At 67.9% G+C, this 17,105-nt stretch carries 16 protein-coding genes; 8 read left to right on the forward strand and 8 right to left on the reverse strand.

Annotation, left to right across the window (positions count from 1 at the left end):
- Nucleotides 1-6 precede the first annotated feature (6 nt).
- A complete protein-coding gene (locus tag H609_RS0108560) occupies nucleotides 7-390 on the forward strand; it encodes a response regulator (RefSeq protein ID WP_018876984.1) in 384 nt (127 codons plus the stop codon).
- Nucleotides 387-2,096, forward strand: coding sequence for a diguanylate cyclase (locus H609_RS0108565; RefSeq protein WP_028484747.1), 1,710 nt, complete (start codon nucleotides 387-389; stop codon nucleotides 2,094-2,096). Before H609_RS0108560 ends, H609_RS0108565 begins: the two co-directional genes overlap by 4 nt.
- Here the strand turns inward: H609_RS0108565 and H609_RS0108570 are convergent.
- Together H609_RS0108570 and H609_RS0108575 are read right to left on the reverse strand one after the other, a co-directional pair.
- Complete coding sequence (locus tag H609_RS0108570; protein WP_018879817.1) at nucleotides 2,086-2,667, reverse strand: BLUF domain-containing protein; 582 nt, start codon at nucleotides 2,665-2,667, stop codon at nucleotides 2,086-2,088. The two genes, H609_RS0108565 and H609_RS0108570, sit on opposite strands and share 11 nt — an antisense overlap.
- Before the next feature lie 53 nt (nucleotides 2,668-2,720).
- Nucleotides 2,721-3,572, reverse strand: a complete 852-nt coding sequence (locus tag H609_RS0108575) for an HDOD domain-containing protein (protein WP_019583116.1) — start codon at nucleotides 3,570-3,572, stop codon at nucleotides 2,721-2,723.
- 131 nt (nucleotides 3,573-3,703) lie between these two features.
- On the opposite strand from H609_RS0108575, the gene H609_RS0108580 reads away from it, so the two are divergent.
- On the forward strand, nucleotides 3,704-4,303 hold the full coding sequence (locus H609_RS0108580) for an RNA ligase partner protein (protein WP_017941871.1): 600 nt from the start codon (nucleotides 3,704-3,706) through the stop codon (nucleotides 4,301-4,303).
- A gap of 50 nt (nucleotides 4,304-4,353) precedes the next feature.
- Here H609_RS0108580 and H609_RS0108585 read toward each other — a convergent pair whose 3' ends face one another.
- From H609_RS0108585 to H609_RS0108595, 3 genes are read right to left on the reverse strand one after another with little or no spacing between them, the layout of a single operon-like run.
- A complete protein-coding gene (locus H609_RS0108585; RefSeq protein WP_028484748.1) occupies nucleotides 4,354-5,457 on the reverse strand; it encodes an RNA ligase in 1,104 nt (367 codons plus the stop codon).
- 31 nt (nucleotides 5,458-5,488) lie between these two features.
- Nucleotides 5,489-7,159: a Na/Pi cotransporter family protein gene (locus tag H609_RS0108590; protein WP_028484749.1), complete on the reverse strand. Its 1,671-nt coding sequence runs from the start codon at nucleotides 7,157-7,159 to the stop codon at nucleotides 5,489-5,491.
- Nucleotides 7,160-7,180: 21 nt separating this feature from the next.
- Entirely contained in the window at nucleotides 7,181-8,581 is a 1,401-nt protein-coding gene (locus tag H609_RS0108595; RefSeq protein WP_018879820.1) for an MBL fold metallo-hydrolase RNA specificity domain-containing protein, read from the reverse strand.
- Between the two features lie 193 nt (nucleotides 8,582-8,774).
- On the opposite strand from H609_RS0108595, the gene H609_RS0108600 reads away from it, so the two are divergent.
- Complete coding sequence (locus H609_RS0108600; protein WP_018878013.1) at nucleotides 8,775-9,206, forward strand: YbhB/YbcL family Raf kinase inhibitor-like protein; 432 nt, start codon at nucleotides 8,775-8,777, stop codon at nucleotides 9,204-9,206.
- Between the two features lie 24 nt (nucleotides 9,207-9,230).
- Complete coding sequence (locus H609_RS0108605; protein ID WP_028484750.1) at nucleotides 9,231-10,775, forward strand: BCCT family transporter; 1,545 nt, start codon at nucleotides 9,231-9,233, stop codon at nucleotides 10,773-10,775.
- A gap of 7 nt (nucleotides 10,776-10,782) precedes the next feature.
- On the opposite strand, the gene H609_RS0108610 is transcribed toward H609_RS0108605, so the two are convergent.
- The 3 genes from H609_RS0108610 to H609_RS0108620 are packed head-to-tail and all read right to left on the reverse strand — an operon-like array spanning nucleotide 10,783 to nucleotide 12,634.
- Complete coding sequence (locus H609_RS0108610) at nucleotides 10,783-11,127, reverse strand: hypothetical protein (protein WP_018872340.1); 345 nt, start codon at nucleotides 11,125-11,127, stop codon at nucleotides 10,783-10,785.
- Nucleotides 11,128-11,152: 25 nt separating this feature from the next.
- A complete protein-coding gene (locus tag H609_RS0108615; protein ID WP_028484751.1) occupies nucleotides 11,153-11,482 on the reverse strand; it encodes a hypothetical protein in 330 nt (109 codons plus the stop codon).
- Between the two features lie 27 nt (nucleotides 11,483-11,509).
- Entirely contained in the window at nucleotides 11,510-12,634 is a 1,125-nt protein-coding gene (locus H609_RS0108620; protein ID WP_028484752.1) for a transporter substrate-binding domain-containing protein, read from the reverse strand.
- A gap of 74 nt (nucleotides 12,635-12,708) precedes the next feature.
- On the opposite strand from H609_RS0108620, the gene H609_RS0108625 reads away from it, so the two are divergent.
- Genes H609_RS0108625 through H609_RS0108635 form a run of 3 tightly spaced genes read left to right on the forward strand, consistent with a single transcriptional unit; the run spans nucleotide 12,709 to nucleotide 17,096 of the window.
- Nucleotides 12,709-13,950 (forward strand): methyltransferase domain-containing protein, encoded by a 1,242-nt coding sequence (locus tag H609_RS0108625; protein ID WP_028484753.1) that lies wholly within the window; start codon nucleotides 12,709-12,711, stop codon nucleotides 13,948-13,950.
- On the forward strand, nucleotides 13,947-14,702 hold the full coding sequence (locus H609_RS0108630) for a DUF429 domain-containing protein (protein WP_018876972.1): 756 nt from the start codon (nucleotides 13,947-13,949) through the stop codon (nucleotides 14,700-14,702). Before H609_RS0108625 ends, H609_RS0108630 begins: the two co-directional genes overlap by 4 nt.
- Before the next feature lie 60 nt (nucleotides 14,703-14,762).
- Nucleotides 14,763-17,096, forward strand: a complete 2,334-nt coding sequence (locus tag H609_RS0108635; RefSeq protein WP_038036209.1) for a DNA translocase FtsK — start codon at nucleotides 14,763-14,765, stop codon at nucleotides 17,094-17,096.
- The last annotated feature ends 9 nt before the right edge of the window (nucleotides 17,097-17,105 follow it).

Raw genomic sequence — 17,105 nt, forward strand, 5'->3', positions numbered from 1 at the left:
TCGAAAGTGTCCGAGTTGCAACGCATTCTCTATGTCGAAGACGAGCCGGATATTCAGGCGGTTGCCGAACTGGCCCTGGAGACGGTGGGTGGTTACACCGTGAAGACCTGTGCTTCGGGCGAGGAGGCGGTACGCGATGCCGAGGCATTTGCACCAGACCTGATCCTGCTGGATGTGATGATGCCCGGGATGGATGGTCCCACGACCCTGGAGGCCCTACGCGGGATTCCGGCGCTGGCCGAGGTGCCGGTGGCGTTCATGACCGCCAAGGTGCAGCCCTCCGAGATCGCACACTACAAGTCGCTGGGGGCGCGTGACGTGATCGCCAAACCGTTCGACCCCATGACGCTTTCCGACGAGGTACGGCGGATCTGGCAGGGGGCGGCATGACAAGTGCTGGCGCCGAGCAGGCCTTGAAGGACCGCCTGGCACAACTGCGTGCTCGGTATCTGCAACACCTCCCGGATGAGCTGGCTGCATTGAGTTCTCTGCAGGGCCGGTTGGCCGGGAAGGAGCAGGACCGCGAGGTGCTGGACGAACTGCAACAGCGTCTGCACAAGCTGGCCGGCAGCGGGGGCAGTTTCGGCTGTGCGGAGTTGAGTGCCGCCGCGCGTGTGCTGGAACAGCGGATCGGAAGCTGGCTTGGGGCGAAGGCGCTGGCACTGGATCGTGCGAGTCGTCAGTGGCTGGCGGACGAGATCGCAGGACTCTCCCGCACGGTACCCGCCCAATCGCTCGAGCCCCTGGGGCAATCGGGGGTGGGTGTGCTCCCGGAGACTCCACGCACTGCGGGCAGTGTCCAGAAGGTATGGCTGGTCGAAGACGATGCGGAACTGGCCGGCCAGCTCGGGCAGCAGCTCCAGTCTTTCAATTATGCGGTTCGAGTGTTCGACGGCATTGATGCGCTCAAGCGTGCAGTGGAGGGTGAGCAGCCGGATTTGCTGCTGATCGACGTGATGCTGGACGAAGGCCGTGAAAATGCAACCACCAGGCTGGTGGACTGCCCCGAGTTGAAAGCGCTGGGGTGCCCGTTGATCTTTCTCTCCGACAAAGATGACTTTCCGTCGCGTGTGCGCGCGGTTCAGCTGGGCGCGCAGGGGTATTTCCTGAAACCGCTGGATGTACCCCGGCTCGTGAGCCGCATCTCGCAGATCTTCGAGGAGCGCCATGCGCCGGCGCAACGGGTGCTGATCGTGGACGACGACGCCGATCTAGCCGAGCATATGCGGCTGGTGCTGACCGCGGCCGGGATGGAGGCCCGGGTGCTGGATATGCCGCGCGAGATCATGGATACGATCGCCGCGTTTCGGCCGGAACTGGTTCTGATGGATCTGTATATGCCCGAATACGCGGGCACCGACCTGGCGGGGCTGATTCGCCAGCACGAGGCCTACATCCATCTGCCGATTGTGTATCTGTCTGCGGAAACCGATATCGAGCGCCAGATCGAGGCCATGGGTTGGGGCGCGGACGACTTTCTGACCAAGCCGATTTCCGACGTGCAACTGGTGGCAGCTGCCCGCTCGCGGATCGCGCGCGCACGCCAGCTGGAGGAGCGGATCAGCAAAGACAGTCTGACCGGACTGCTCAAGCACGCCAGCATCAAGGAGGCCGCCAGTCGGGAGGTGTTGCGCGCTAGACGGATCGGGCGACCCGTCACGCTTGCGATGCTCGACATCGACCACTTCAAGAGAGTCAACGATACCTACGGGCATGCCGTGGGAGATGTCGTGATTATGTCGATCGCGACCTTGCTGCGACAGCGCCTGCGCCAGTCCGACATCATCGGCCGCTATGGCGGGGAGGAATTCGTCGCGGTGCTGCCGGAGTGCGACGCGGAGAATGCCCGGCGGGTGCTCGAGGATATCCGCCGGAACTTCGCTTCCCTGGATTTCAACCATCGGGACGAGCGCTTCGGCTGCACTATCTCGATCGGTATGGTGTGTTCGGCCGACTATCCCGAGGAGGATGGTCCCGATCTGCTGGTCGTTGCCGACGAGGCGCTATACCGGGCCAAGTGGGGTGGGCGCGATCAAATCCAGCGGGCGTTCCCGGCGCCCGCGCTGCCGGAATGTTCCGAGGCCTCTACGACGTGACGAGCAGGTAGGTCGCGGCTCCGATCACGCCGAGCACGATCGCCACCGCGACCAGGCCGATCCCGAACAGCGCACGGGTGCTGCCCCGAGTGGCATCTTCCGCCTTGCCGCCCGTCGATCCCGCTCCCTCGGCAGGTGCGTTGTCCCGGCCCTGACGCAGCAGGTCCAGCATCGCGTCGATACGGTCATCGTCGAAGGCGAAGGGGTCGAACTGGCGCTGGCCAAAGCGCTGTAGCAGCTGACGGACGTCCCCCGCTGCCGGGACGTATTTCATCGACCATTCGCCAAATCCCGGGCTGTCCAGTGACTGCTCGCGTAGCACCCGGACCTCCTCGTGGCGATCGTCACGCCGGATCCGCTCCAGGGTGTCGCGTACGGCCTCGGGCTCGCCCTCCAGACACTGGAAGAAGTGGCCATCCCCGTAATAGAGCGCGCCGACAATCCCGCTGCGCGGGTTGTTCTGGCGTGACTGCATCAGGATGCGGCTGACTTCGGGCTCGATGCCCTGGCTGGAGGTGTTCTCGCGGAAGGTGGCGCGAGAGGCGTAGACGAGCTGGAGAATGGCGGGCATGCGGGCGTCCGTTCCGGGGCGATATGAAGAAGACCGCCTGCGCCCCGCGGGGTTCATTCGATCATCTGGTTGACGTGTTCCAGGCCGATTGCGTCGTCTTCCCAGTTCAGCCGGGTGGTGCCGGGCTTGGCCGCCAGACGGCGGATGGAGGCGACCGAGCTGCGGTCGATATGGGCCAGTCGATGCCGGGTGGCGTTGTGGCTCTCGATGTTGGCGGCCTGCAGAATGTCGCTGTAATTGACCGGTTCGCCTTCCTCCGGCTCGCGCTTGAGGTTTTCGTGTTCGGCCACGGCGCGGATGATCTCCGGCTCGAAGTTCCAGCTCTTCAGCATCGCGCGGCCGATGGCGACGTGCGCGGCATCGGCCGCGGCCTGCAGGGCGCGCGGATCCTCGTAGATCTCCTGGGTCTTCTCTGCGCGGCGCAGGATCGGGATCATGCCGATGTCGTGAACGAGCCCGGCGAGCAGGGCGGTATCCGGGTCCAGATGGGGGTGGCGACGGGCCAGCAGGTAGCTGATGATCGCCACCTCCAGGCTGTGATTCCACAGCTCTTCCATCCGGATGCGGATGGCCTCGTTCCCGCTCTGGAAGACCTCCTTCATGGACAGCGCGATGATGGTCTGGCGGGCGCGCTCCATGCCCAGGCGGGTGACCGCGGAGCGGATGGTGGCGCAGCGGGTCAGCCCCCGGTAGGCCGGGCTGTTGGCATGGCGCACCAGGCGCGAAGCCAGGGCCGTGTCGCGCGAGATCAGGTTGACCAGATCGGCGATGGAGCTGGATTCGTCCTGGGTGATGAACAGCGCCTGCACCGAGACATCGGGCAGGGTCGGGATCTCGATCTGGTGACGTTCGAGGTCCTCGCGCAGGCGCTCCAGGAATTTTTCGACTTCCGCTCGGGTGGCCAAGGGCAATCCGTGTCCGGCTGGGTAAAGACGCGCCGATTATGCCACATGCGTTGGCGTGGGCGGGGTGTCGCGGGCCGGTTGACGGGCCGCCGGCCCCTGCCGATGATGAAGGGAGCCGACAGGAGGTCGTGATGCGCCGATTCGTGCTGGATACCAGCGTCTTTACCAACCCGCATGTGGCCGGGCAGTTCGGCGAGGACCCCGAGGACATCCTGCGGACCTTTCTCAACCTGGCGCGCCACTGCCCCGCCGAGTTCTACATGCCGCTGTCCGTGTACGAGGAGTTTCGCGGCATGCGCGACCTCGAGGCCCTGGCGGCCGACTTCGAGACCGTGGTCTGGGTGCGCTCGCCGCGTCGCTTTGCGCTGACCCTGCCGAGCGACATCCTCTACGAGTTCATCGACGAGGTGCGCACGCGCATCGATCGCGGCCTGCGCATCGCCGAGGAACACACGCGCCAGGCCGGGGCGGCCGAGTCGCTGCGCCCGGAGCTGATCACGCAGCTGCGCGAGCGCTTCCGCGAGGCCATGCGCAAGGGGCTGGTGGATTCGCGCGAGGATGTCGATGCCGTGCTGCTGGCGATGGAGCTGGATGCCGAGCTGGCCAGCGCCGACGAGGGCATGCGCAAGCTGGGCAACCGCATGGGCATCAAGCTGGTCACCGCCGACTACCTGCGCCAGGTGATGGAGAACCTCTCCGAGTCGGGCATCCCCGGTCAGGGCGGAGCCTGAGGCCGCAAGTCGGGGCCTTTCCCGAGTTCGCCTGCAAGCAGGCGAAGGGCTCAGTCGTATTGCCGGTCTCCGGCCAGGGCGGAGGCGAGGGTGCCGGTGATGCGGTCGAACAGGCGTTCGAACTCCAGCAGCCAGTAGCCGCTTTCTTCCTGACGCGGGGTGTCCGGCAGGAAGCGCACGTGGCGCCCGCCGGTTGCCTGCATGTGGTCGACAAAGCGCTGCGCCCCCGCGTGCTCGCGAAAGCGGCAGCGGTAGGTATGGCCGACGCGTCCCTCGCGCCGGCTCTTGTCCACCGCGGTCGCCAGCCCGGACAGCAGGGCCTCGCCCAGTTCCCGTTCCACGGCGGCAGGTTCGGTGGGGGGATGCTCCGCGAGGAACACCGCCAGGCGGGTCAGGCGGTTGGTGAAGTATTCCGGCGGCAGGTCCAGCAGCTGCTCGGAACACACGCGGATGTCGTTGATGCAGGAGCCCCCGGCCACGTACTTGGCGCGGTGCTGGCCGTCCGCGGTCTTCAGTACCAGCCCTTCGGCCCCCTCCGCATCCAGTTGTCGGATCAGGCGTCCCAGTGCTGCGCTGTCCGCGGGCGTGAACCGTCCGTGCAGGGGTGCCGGGGGTAGCTGGTGGCGTTCCATCAGGGCGAATTTCTCGTCCTGCGGCACGAAGCCGGGGCGGCCGAGCCGCATCAGGTCGAACACGAACAGGCCAACATCCTGTGCCACGCGCGGCGTGGAGCCCTCCAGATAGGGGGTGTCCGGTCCGGCGATCTCCGCGCACAGCACCAGGTCGGGCTCGGCGTCGAACACCGCAAGGTCCACGAAATCGGGCACCCGGTCGGTGCTGAAGGCGCAGACGAAACCGCCCCGACTGAAGGCGTAGACCCGGCCGTCCCGGCGCAGGATGCGCACGTTGAAGCCGTCGATCTTTTCCTCCGCCCAGAACGGCTGCTCGAACTGGCGCGGCAAGCCGGCCTCCAGTGACTGGATCCGCCCAATGGCCGGGTAGCCGGGCACCACCGAGCCGTCCGGCAGCACCACGGAACCACGCGGGTAGTGGTTCACCGGTTCCAGCAGCCGGGCGTATTCCAGCCCGTCAAAGGTCAGGGCCTCGGCCCGGTGGTTCGCGATCGCGTCCTGCAGCGTGTCCCGGTCGATCATGCGTTCTCCATTGCCAACGCGAGCGTGTGCATCAATCCGTGTTTCCCTTGCGCAGCCCCCGGATCTGGTCTTTCAGCGCCTCGGTGTGGTGACGCGCCTTGGCCGCCTGAGTGACCAGGCGCCGCGCCATGCTGATGATCCGCAGCTGGCGTTCCATCTCGGCCATGCTCAGCGAGCCGAAGGTACCCTCGCGCAGCAGGGCGGCCTTCAGTTCGGCGTAGGTGGTCTCCACCGTGTCCACAGCCTCGGCGGCGGCCAGATCATGGCCATTGTCGACGTCATCCGCCTCCAGGTTGCACAGGTCCAGGGCGCGTATCGCCTGTTCCTGCCAGGCGCGGCGCTGCTCGGTCACGATCGGGCGCTCCTCGCCGCTGGACTGGCGGCGCAGGTCGGCGATCTCGTCGGCCAGTATGGCGACCTCGCGGTGGTAGCGGGCGATGCGCACGGCCTCGGCGATGTCATGGCCAACCTGTTCCGGCATCGGGTGGTTGGCCGTGTGCGCCGCGAACTCCGCGATGGACTGGGTCAGCTGCTCTGCGGCCAGGCGCCGGCGGTCGAGGATGCCGGCCGCCGGCGGTGCGGTCTGCAGGGCCTCGCGCGCCATCGAGTGGCCGATGTCGGCCAGGCGTTCGGTCTCCTGGATCAGCGACTGCAGGGCGAGATCCGGGACCCCGGAGCTGTGGCGGTCCAGATACCGGGGATGGGCGATGTCTTCCTCGATGGTGCGGAAGCGGCCCTGCAGCCAGCGGATCATAGGCGGGGCGACCGGGATCATCAGCGCTACCCCGAGCAGGTTGAATGCGGTATGGAACAGCGCCAGCAGCACCGCCGGGGCCGGGGCCTCGCCGGTGCTGCCCCAGATCCAGGCGATCGCGGCCAGAAACCAGGGCAGGATCAGCAGCGCGACGATTGCGGTCAGGCCGTTGAAGATCACATGGGCTGCGGCGACGCGCTTGGCGTTCGGGGTCGCGCCGATCACCACCAGCAGCGCCTTGACCGTGGTGCCGAGGTTGGCGCCGATCACGGCCGCGGCGGCCGCCTCCAGCGGGACCGCACCGCTCATCGCGGCGGTCAGGGCCATGGCCATGGAGGCCGAGGAGCTCTGCATCAGCACGGTCAGCAGCGCGCCGATGCCGACCATGATGACCAGCCCGAGGAAGCCGGGGCGGGCCAGCGCGCCGAGGTCGAAGGTGGCACTAAGCCCCTCGAAGGCCTCGCGCAGTACGTCGATGCCGAAGAACAGCAGGCCGAAGCCGGCCAGGGCCAGGCCCAGGTAGCGCGGCCGCGCGGCCTTCATGAACAGGTAGAGCAGGGCGCCGATGCCGATCGCCGGCAGGGCGAAGGCCTCGATGCGGATGTTGAAGCCGATCAGCGCGACCAGCCAGCCGGTCATGGTGGTGCCGACGTTAGAGCCGAAGATCACCCAGACCGACTGTCCGAGCGTCAGCAGGCCGGCGTTGGCGAAGCCGATGGTGGCCACGGTGACCGCGCTGGAGGACTGCACCAGTGCGGTCACGCCCATGCCCGAGGCGAGGGCGCGCGGCCGGGTGCGGGTCCATTGCCCGAGGATATGCTGCAACGCCTTGCCGCCGGCGGTCTTCAGGCCGTCGGTCAGCAGGGTCATCCCGAGCAGGAACAGGCCGAGACCGCCGAGAAAACCGGCGATCAGGGCGTAGGTGCTGACGGCTTCGGCCTCCGGCATCGCAGCTGTGGGGATGCGGCGTTACAGGGTGATGGTCTCGCCGAAGGCGGGCACACGCGCCTCGGCCCCCAGCTCGTCACGCAGGCTGGCGGCCAGGGCCTCGCGCGCCTCCGGCTCGCCGTGGACCAGATGGAACACCGGCTGGTCCTGAAAGCCGCGTGCCCAGTCGAGCAGCTGGCTGCGCCCGGCGTGAGCGGAAAAGCCGCCCAGGGTATGGATCTTGGCGTTCACCGCGACCTCGTCGCCCAGTAGCTTGACCTTCTCGGCGCCATCCACCAGACGCCGCCCGAGCGTGCCGGCGGCCTGGAAGCCGACGATCACCAGGTGCGCCTCGCGCCGCCACAGGTTGTACTTCATGTGGTGGCGGATGCGCCCGCCATTGCACATGCCGGAGCCGGCGATGATGATCGCGCCGCCCGTGATGCGGTTGATCGCCATGGATTCTTCCACCGTGCGACAGACTTGCAGCCCGGGCAGGTAGGCAGCCGGATCCCCATTCGCGGCCTGGTGCAGCCGGTCCATGTCCTCCGGGTCCAGCGTCCGGCGCAGGCGGGCGTACAGCTCGGTGACCTTGATGGCCATCGGGCTGTCGAGGAAGACCTTTTGCTGCGGCAGGCGCCCGGCGTGGTGCAGCATGCTCAGGTGGTAGAGGACCTCCTGGGTACGGCCGACCGCGAAGGCCGGGATCAGCACGTTGCCGCCGCTCTTGTCGGCCTCGGCCAGCACCTGCGCGAACTCCTCGACCGTCTCCTCCATCGGGCGGTGGTCGCGGTCGCCGTAGGTGCTCTCCAGCAGCACGTGGTCGGCGTGTTCCGGGCGCGCGGGCTCGTGCATCAGCACGGCGTCGGCATTGCCGAGATCGCCCGAGAACACCAGGTGCCGGTCGCGACCGCCAGCGGGCACGATCAGGTCCACGATCGCGGAGCCGAGGATATGCCCGGCATCGCGAAAGGTCAGGCCAATCCCGCCCGCGATCTTGCGCGCCTGGCCGTAGGGCACGGCCTCGCACAGCCCGAGGGTGGTGGCGACATCATCGATGTCGTAGACCGGCTCCAGCAGCGGCTTGTCCGCCCGCCGGCGCCACTTGTTCTCCCACTCGATGTCCTTGCTCATTACGAACGCGGCATCCTCGAGCATGATCTCGAGCAGTTCCTCGGTGCCCGGCGTGCAGTAGATCGGGCCGCGGTAGCCATCGCGCACCAGCTTGGGCAGGAGCCCCGAGTGGTCGAGGTGGCCGTGTGACAGCACCACCGCGTCGAGGCTTTCCGCCAGTTCGGCGAGCGGGGCGCGGTTCGCCTCGTCCGCATCGCTGTTGCCCTGATACATGCCGCATTCCAGCAGGACGCGGGCGTCGTCGGTCTCGAGGAGATAACGCGATCCGGTGACCTCGCCGGTCGCCCCCTGAAAGGTCAGTTGTGCCATGGGGAGAAGTGTACGCGGGACGCGGGTGCGATGGGCAGTCAAAGTGTCCGGGCTTGATCCCGATCAATCCGGCCCCGGATTGTCCGACGCACGGCTTGACCCGCCCTCGGCCGCGGGCGAGCCTGTAATCGGGTCATGGAGGAGGATGCGGGCCATGCGATTGAGCAGTCCGGCGTTTGCTGACGGAGAACGGATGCCGGTCGAGGTCTCGGCGCGGGATGCCAACGAGCTGCCGCAACTGGAGATCCGCGAGGTGCCGGCGGGCGCGCGCAGCCTCGCGCTGATCCTGGAGGACCTGGATTCGCCGCTGGGGGAGGTCACTCACTGGCTGGTCTGGAACCTGCCGCCGGATACGCATTGCGTGGATGCCCTGCACCTGCCCCGCGAGGGGCGCGTGGGGATGGATGCCTTCGGCAAGGTCGGCTATCTCGGCCCGGTACCGCCGGAGGGCTGTCATCACTACCGCTTCCGCCTGCTGGCGCTGGATGCCGAGCTGGAGCTGGAGGCGGGGGCGACCCGCAGCCAGTTCGATGCCGTGGCCGAGGGGCACGTGCTGGACGAGGCGGATCTCACCGGGGCGCTGTGCTCCGCCGACGAGGGCACGGATCCCGATGCGCCGGGCTGATCCGGCCCGCGGGGAGGCCGCGGCATGAGCCACTATCGCCCGGAGGCCTTCTTCGCCACGGTGAACCCGACGGTGTTCACCGCCTCCGCGATCATGGTGGTGGTGTTCGTCGCCTTCGGGGTGATCTTCCCGTCCACGGCCAGCGAGGTGTTCGCCAGCATCCACGGCTTCATCACCGAGTATCTCGGCTGGGGCTACCTGCTGGTGGTGACCTTTTTCCTCGGCTTCCTGATCTGGCTGGGTTTCAGCCGCTATGGCGTGATCCGGCTGGGGCAGCCGGACGACCGGCCGGAGTTCGGCTTTGCCGCCTGGTTCGCGATGCTGTTCTCCGCCGGTATGGGGATTGGCCTCGTGTTCTGGAGTGTGGCCGAGCCGATCCTGCACTACCAGCACCCGCCGACCGGCGATGGCGAGACCGACGCGGCCGCACGCCAGGCGATGGTCTACACCTTCTTCCACTGGGGCCTGCATGCCTGGGCGGTGTACGTGGTGCTGGGGCTGTCGGTCGCCTATTTCAGCTTCCGGCACCGCCTGCCGCTGACCATCCGCTCGATCTTCTACCCGCTGCTGGGGGATCGCATCTACGGCCCGATCGGACATGTGATCGACATCCTCGCGGTATTCGGCACCCTGTTCGGGCTGGCCACCTCGCTGGGGTTCGGGGCGATGCAGCTCAATACCGGGCTCAACGTGCTGGTCGACATGCCGGTCTCGCACTGGTGGCAGGTGGGCATCATTACCGCGATCACCGCAGTGGCGGTGCTGTCGGTGATCTCCGGGCTGGATCGCGGGCTGAAGTGGGTCAGCGTGTTCAACCTGGTGCTGGCGATCAGCTTCATGCTGTTCGTGCTGATCGTCGGGCCGACGCTGTTCATCCTGCGCTTCTTCCTCGACTCCACCGGCGGCTATCTGCAGCAGATCATCCAACTCAGCCTGCACACCGACGCCATCGGCGGTTCGCAGTGGCAGAAGGACTGGACCATGTTCTACTGGGCTTGGTGGATCGCCTGGTCGCCGTTCGTCGGCATCTTCATCGCGCGCATCTCGCGCGGGCGCACCATCCGCGAGTTCATCGTCGGCGTGCTCGCCCTGCCCAGCCTGTTCGTGTTCGCCTGGATGGCGATCTTCGGCGGCACCGCATTGCACATGGAGCTGTTCGACGACGGCGCGGGCATCGCCGCGGCGGTCGCCGAGGACACCACGGTGGCCCTGTACGCAACCCTCGCGCAGCTGCCCTGGACCACGATCGCCTCCGGCGTGGCAACCCTGCTGATCGCGACCTACTTCATCACCTCGTCGGCCTCCGGCACCTACGTGGTGGACGCACTGATCTCGCGCGGTTCGAAGCACTCGCCGAAGCGCCAGCGGGTGATCTGGGGGATTACCGAGGGCGCGGTGGCCGCGACGCTGCTGATCGTCGGCGGCGAGCGCGCGCTGGACAGCCTGCAGACCGGCTCCCTGACCGCCGGGCTGCCAGTGGCAATCATCCTGGTCTTCTGCTGCTTCAGCCTGCTGCGCGCGCTGGGCCGCGAGTATCGTGTGGAGGGCGTGGATCCGCCCTGGCGTTGAGCCGCGTTCAGTGTTTCCCGAGCGTCTTGCGCAGGTGCTCGATCTGTTCCGGCTTGATGCCGGCGATGTCCTTGATCGGCAGGGTCACGGCAAACCCGTTGCCCAGTCGGCTCAGTTCCAGTTCCGCGTCCAGGTGGTCCAGCATGCGCCGGGCAAGGCTGGACTCCAGCACCATCAGCAGCACCTTGCGGCCGGAGGTGTCCTTCAGGTCCATGACGGGGTTGCGCCGCAGCTGGGCGATGCCCTGGGCATCCAGTAGGGTCAGGCCGGCGGCCCCGTCGCGCTGAACGATCTCGATCGCGCGGTCGGCCAGGCTGCGCGGGATGACGGCGGCGAGCAGAACGAATTGCATGGCAGAGTCTCCGTATCCGGGCGCGTCAGGGCGTGGTGGTCAGGTGGCCGACGAACTCCATGCCCTGAAGGGCGCTCACGTCCAGGGTGAAGGCAAGCCCGTTGTAGGGCTGGAACAGGTCGAGCTCCAGGTTCAGGCGCTGCGCAATGCGTTCGGCGCGCGCGGTATCCAGCTGCCAGATGCAGACCGACTCGTTGCCCTGGTAGGTCACGCCGAGAAAGGTCATGTGCTCGGGGAAACCAAGGCCCGAACCCTGGATCACCGCCCCGTCCGCGCCGCCTTCCTCGGCGGCGATGGCCAGGGCCTGCTCCTCGCGGTCCTGGTCGACGATCGCGATCAGAAAGGTCTCCTCCATGATGGTGTCTCCCCGTGACAGGCTCCGTCAGTTGCCGAGATAGCGCCGCAGCACCCGCTGCCACTCGTCGGATTCCAGAATCTCGAGGATAGCGACGTTCATCGGGGCGCGCAGCGGCGAGCCCTGGGGCAGGGCGAGGGCATAGTCCTGGCGCAGAAACTCGACCGGCAGAACCTCCAGTTGCCCCGCAAAGTGCTCGCGGACCTGATAGCGCAGCAGCGGAGCGTCGTAGACCATGGCGTCGGCCCGGCCCTCGGCGACTGCGCCCAGTGCGGTGGCGAGGTCAGCATGGTCACGGTAGGCAAAGCCCTGGTCGTCCAGCCAGGCGGCGGCACTGGAGCCGCCGATGGTGGCGATGCGCTGGCCCTCCAGGTCGGAGACATTCTGGATGCCGGTGTCCAGCGAACTGACGGTCAGCGTGGTCGCAATGGCGGCGGTGAAGGTGGAGACCAGGATCAGCGCCGCGAACATCCAGACCAGCGCAATCGCGCGGCCGGGCAGGGTGCGCGGGGCCTTGTCGCCATAGCCCACCGTGGTCATGGTCACGGCGGCCCACCAGAACGCGGAGCCGAGCCCTTGTGCGGCACTGCCGCCGAACTCGTCAGCGTTGCGCCGGCGCTCGAACAGCCAGAGCAGCGCACCCACCAGCAGGAGCAGTCCGGAGAGCGCGAGGATGACCATCAGGAAGGGTATGGAGATGAACGCGCGCAGGGCCCCGGCGACCGGGTTGCCCTGCTGGGGCACGGCAATCGACAGCCCGGTGCTGTAGTACGGATGGGTGAAGTCGACCCGTTCGGCGCGTTCAGCGGTCGCGGTTAGGGCCGCGACCGAGATATCGATACGGTCATCCCCCAGGTCCTCGATGAGTCCCTCGAGGCTGGTCTCCCGGTAGTCGGAGTCCAGTTCCATGCGTTCGGCGACCCGCTCCCACAGTTCGATGGCAATGCCGGAAGGAGCGGCGCCCGGCTCCTCCGGCGCAATCACGAACGGTGGCACGAAGCGCGTCCCCACGCGCAGGGGCGAGTCGGCGCCGATGCCGCTGGCCCCATCTCCCTCGGCCTGAGCGGACGGCAGGCTCAGCAACGTGGCGAACACGAACACTGCGCCGGCCAGCAGCGACACAAACGGGGGCGAGCAGAGGGTGCGGGGCATGCGGACATCCGGTGGGGGCTTGCCCGTACCATAACCGGAAGATCGTCAACGAGGCAGTCTACGGGAGGGTGTTCATGCGGGATCCATTCGCCAATCCGAATAACAGTGAAGCGCGACCGACGCAGGGAATGGCGGTGGATGTCGGCTTCACGCTGGACTGGGCGAGTGCCGAGGCCCGTCACCGGGAGTGTCTGTTCCTGCCGTGGTTGGAGCTGGAACGGGACCGCTGGCCGGGCGATCTCGGGGCCGCCCTGCGCGGCTCGGGCGCGGGGGCGGTGCACGAGGCCTCCCGCGAGGCCGCCGCGGCCCTGGTTCCGCAAGGGGAGCCCGATCGCGTGCTGGAGCTCCCGGCGTCGGCGTTCAACCGGGGCTTGCGCCGGCATCGCCGGGTGGAGCCCCGTGCGGGGCGTTTCTACCCGCGTGCGTTCCTTGCCGGTCATGCGGGGATCGAGGCCGGGGATCGCGAGCTGTTCCGGATCGGGGCGCTGGAGGGTGATCACCTGGTGGCGGATCTGAATCATCCGCTGGCAGGGCACGACCTGCGGCTGCAGGCGCGGGTTATGGCGCGCCACGAGGTTGGGCGTGACGATGAGCGGGCGGTGGATGTCGCCCGGCTGCTGACGGCCCGCGGGCCGGGCATGCAGGCCCGCTGGCGTGGACGGCCGACTGATTTCTGGGTCGACGGGGCGCTGGGGCGCGCGGACCCGGGGTCCGATGCGGTGTTCTATGCCGCGCCGCGCCGGGTGCACCACCTGGACGCGACCGCGCGGGCCGAGATCGCCGCGCTGTATGGCGCCTGCATCCCGCCAGGCGCTAGGGTGCTCGACCTGATGAGCAGCTGGGAGTCCCACCTGGACCGGGTCGAGGCACCGGAAGCCGTGATCGGGCTGGGCATGAACGCCGAGGAACTGGCGGACAACCCCCGGCTGACGTCATCCTTGGTGCACGACCTGAACCTCCGTCCGGAACTGCCGTATGCGGCGGCGAGCTTCGATGCCGTGGTCTGTACCGCGTCGGTCGAATACCTGACGCAGCCCGAGGCGGTGTTCCGCGCGGTACGCGAGGTGCTGCGCCCGGACGGGGTGTTCATGGTCACGTTCTCCGATCGCTGCTTTCCGACCAAGGCGATCGCGGCCTGGGAGCCGCTGTACGACTTCGAGCGCATGGGGCTGGTCCTCGACGTCTTTCTGCGCGCCGGCTTCGTGGATCTGTCGACCTTCTCCCTGCGTGGGCTGCCGAGACCCCCGGACGACCCGTATGCCGGGCGACTGGGGCATGCCGATCCGGTGTTCGCGGTCTGGGGCCGGCGGCCGTGAGCGGCACCGTCCGCATCATCGGCGTCGATTGTGCGACCCAGCCACGCAAGACGGGCCTGGCTCTGGCCCGCTGGTCCGGCGGGGTTCTGCGTCTGGAGGCGGCACGGCGCGCATCCCCGACTGAACCGCCCGCCGCGATCCTGGGCGGCTGGATGGATACGCCGGAGCCCGTTCTGCTGTGCCTGGATGCGCCGCTTGGCTGGCCATCGAGCCTGGCAAGCGAGCTGGCCGGGCACCAGGCCGGGGCGGGCATCGCGGCGCACGCCGATGCAATGTTCCACCGTCATACAGACCGGGTGATCCGGGAGCGCCTTGGCAAACGCCCGCTGGAGGTGGGGGCGAACTTCATCGCGCGCACCGCGCTGGCGGCGGTCAACCTGTTGCAGGCCCTGCGCGACCACAGCGGGCAGTCGCTTCCGCTGCCCAGGGTGGCCGGGCCGATTGCCGATTCGACCGCGATCGAGGTGTATCCGGCCGCCTTGCGCAAGGTCCGAGGCTGGGAGACTCGGGTCGACGTCCGAGCCCGGCTTCCGGGGTCCTTCGAGGTGTCCGTGCCGGACCTGGACGATGTCACTGACGATGTGGTGGATGCCGTGCTGTGCGTACTGGCCGGGGCCGATTTTCTGGACGGGCAGGCGGTTGCGCCGACGGCAGACGAGGCCGCGATCGCCGCGCGCGAGGGATGGATCTGGTCCGCCGACCCGGAACCGGTTCGCAGCCCGGGCCGGGCGCGCCCACGAACGCCGGTTTAACCGGTAAACTGCGCGATGATTCGAGTTGCCCGCGGCGCGGGCCTGACCAGTGGGGAGTGCATGGCCGCAAGCAAGGCCAAGACCGGGGGCAAGGGCAAGAAGACGGCGGAGCCGGTGGCCCCGCCGAGCCTGAGCGGGCAGCTGCTGCGCGGGCTGCGCGAGGGCGCGCTGCTGATCTTCGGCATGCTGGCGCTCTATCTGCTGGTGGCGCTGGCCAGCTATCACCCCGGCGATGCGGCGTGGTCGACCACCGGCGACGGCGAGGGCCTGCGCAATCTCGGCGGTACCACCGGGGCCTGGTTCGCGGATATCGCCTTTCACCTGCTGGGCTATCTGGCCTACCTGATCCCGCTGGCGGTCGCCGGCATTGGCTGGTGGCTGTTCCGGCATCGCCGCGAGGCGCAGATCGCCAGCCCGATGGAGCTGACCGTGCGGGGCCTGGCGCTGATCGTGGCGCTGATCGCCGGGTCGGCGCTGGCCGCGCTGCACCTGATGCCGGGCGGCATGCCGGTGCATGCCGGCGGCATCCTGGGCGATCTGTTCGGTGGCTGGGCGGTCGCCGGGTTGAGCCTGGTGGGTGGCACGCTGGTCCTGCTGGCGCTGTTCCTCGCGGGGGTGACCCTGTTCACTGGGTTGTCCTGGTTTCTGCTGATGGACCGTCTTGGCCAGCTGGCCGTGCGCGGTTGGGAGCGGACCCGCGCGGCGATCGACTCAGCCCGTGACCGGCGTATCGGCGCCCGCGAACGCGCCGAGCGCGAGACCCGCGTGGAAAAGGAACGCAAGCGCACCGAGAAGCGGCCGCCCTCGCGGGTAGAGCCGCGCATCGAGACGCCGCCGCCCAGCCCGCGCGTGCAGAAGGAGAAGCAGGTCCCGCTGTTCACCGAGGGCAGCGGGGCCGATCCGCACCCGCCGCTGTCGCTGCTGGACGAGCCGCCACCGCCGCCCGAAGGTTTTTCGGAGGAGTCGCTGCAGGCGCTGTCGCGGCTGGTCGAGCTGAAGCTGAAGGATTTCGGCGTGGAGGTCGAGGTGGTCGCGGTGCAGCCGGGCCCCGTGATTACGCGCTTCGAACTGCAACCGGCCGCCGGGGTCAAGGCCTCGCGTATCTCCGGGCTGTCCACCGACCTGGCGCGTTCGCTGTCGGTGATGGCGGTGCGCATCGTCGAGGTGATCCCGGGCAAGTCCACGGTGGGCCTGGAGATCCCGAACGAGAATCGCGAGATCGTGGCGCTCTCCGAGATCCTGCGCTCCGACCTGTTCGATTCGAACAAGTCGCCGCTAACCATGGCGCTGGGCAAGGATATCGGCGGCGCCCCGGTGATGGCCGATCTGGCGAAGATGCCGCATCTGCTGGTGGCCGGGACGACCGGTTCCGGCAAGTCGGTGGGCGTGAACGCCATGCTGCTGTCGCTGCTGTACAAGGCGACCCCGGACGAGGTCCGGCTGATCCTGATCGACCCGAAGATGCTGGAGCTGTCGGTCTACGAAGGTATCCCTCACCTGTTGTGCGAGGTCGTGACCGACATGAAGGATGCCTCCAACGCCCTGCGCTGGGCGGTGGCGGAGATGGAACGGCGCTACAAGCTGATGTCGGCGATGGGCGTGCGCAATATCGGCGGCTACAACAAGAAGGTGCGCGATGCCCAGGCCGCTGGCGAGCCCCTGAAGGACCCGCTGTTCAAGCCCGAGGAGGCGATTACCGAGACCGAGGCGCCGGAGCTGGAGCCGCTGCCGTTTATCGTGATCGTGGTCGACGAGTTTGCCGACATGATCATGGTGGTCGGCAAGAAGGTCGAGGAGCTGATCGCGCGCCTGGCACAGAAGGCCCGTGCCGCCGGCATCCACCTGATCCTGGCCACCCAGCGCCCGTCGGTGGATGTGATCACCGGCCTGATCAAGGCGAACATCCCGACCCGTATTGCCTTCCAGGTCTCCTCGCGGGTGGATTCGCGCACCATCCTCGACCAGATGGGGGCGGAACACCTGCTGGGCCACGGCGACATGCTCTACCTCCCGCCCGGCAAGGCGATGCCCGAGCGCGTGCACGGGGCCTTCGTCGGGGATAACGAGGTGCACCAGGTGGTCGAGTACCTGAAATCCACCGGCGAGCCGGACTACAACGAGGCCATCCTCGACGAGCCGGAGGCGGGTGCCGCCAGCATCCCCGGGCTGGAATCGCCCGACGGGGGCGAGAGCGAGTCGGACCCACTGTACGACCAGGCGGTCCAGGTGGTCATCGAGTCGCGCAAGGCCTCGATCTCGTTCGTCCAGCGTCGGTTGAAGATCGGCTACAACCGGGCCGCGCGCATGGTCGAGGACATGGAAGCCGCCGGCCTGGTCAGTCCGGTGCAGTCGAACGGCAACCGCGAGGTCCTGGTCCCCGGCCCGAACGACTGAGTGCCTTGA

It is taken from the genome of Thioalkalivibrio sp. ALE17, from assembly GCF_000425605.1.
In the GTDB taxonomy this organism is placed as follows: Bacteria; Pseudomonadota; Gammaproteobacteria; order Ectothiorhodospirales; family Ectothiorhodospiraceae; genus Thioalkalivibrio.

Excerpts from the sequence above, each read along its gene's own strand:
- H609_RS0108635 (WP_038036209.1), top strand. The coding sequence starts at position 14,763 with ATGGCCGCAAGCAAGGCCAAGACCGGGGGCAAGGGCAAGAAGACGGCG.
- H609_RS0108625 (WP_028484753.1), top strand. The coding sequence starts at position 12,709 with ATGCGGGATCCATTCGCCAATCCGAATAACAGTGAAGCGCGACCGACG.
- H609_RS0108590 (WP_028484749.1), bottom strand. The coding sequence starts at position 7,159 with ATGCCGGAGGCCGAAGCCGTCAGCACCTACGCCCTGATCGCCGGTTTT.
- H609_RS0108585 (WP_028484748.1), bottom strand. The coding sequence starts at position 5,457 with ATGATCGACCGGGACACGCTGCAGGACGCGATCGCGAACCACCGGGCC.
- H609_RS0108610 (WP_018872340.1), bottom strand. The coding sequence starts at position 11,127 with ATGCAATTCGTTCTGCTCGCCGCCGTCATCCCGCGCAGCCTGGCCGAC.
- H609_RS0108595 (WP_018879820.1), bottom strand. The coding sequence starts at position 8,581 with ATGGCACAACTGACCTTTCAGGGGGCGACCGGCGAGGTCACCGGATCG.
- H609_RS0108580 (WP_017941871.1), top strand. The coding sequence starts at position 3,704 with ATGCGCCGATTCGTGCTGGATACCAGCGTCTTTACCAACCCGCATGTG.
- H609_RS0108615 (WP_028484751.1), bottom strand. The coding sequence starts at position 11,482 with ATGGAGGAGACCTTTCTGATCGCGATCGTCGACCAGGACCGCGAGGAG.
- H609_RS0108565 (WP_028484747.1), top strand. The coding sequence starts at position 387 with ATGACAAGTGCTGGCGCCGAGCAGGCCTTGAAGGACCGCCTGGCACAA.
- H609_RS0108605 (WP_028484750.1), top strand. The coding sequence starts at position 9,231 with ATGAGCCACTATCGCCCGGAGGCCTTCTTCGCCACGGTGAACCCGACG.
- H609_RS0108570 (WP_018879817.1), bottom strand. The coding sequence starts at position 2,667 with ATGCCCGCCATTCTCCAGCTCGTCTACGCCTCTCGCGCCACCTTCCGC.
- H609_RS0108620 (WP_028484752.1), bottom strand. The coding sequence starts at position 12,634 with ATGCCCCGCACCCTCTGCTCGCCCCCGTTTGTGTCGCTGCTGGCCGGC.
- H609_RS0108600 (WP_018878013.1), top strand. The coding sequence starts at position 8,775 with ATGCCGGTCGAGGTCTCGGCGCGGGATGCCAACGAGCTGCCGCAACTG.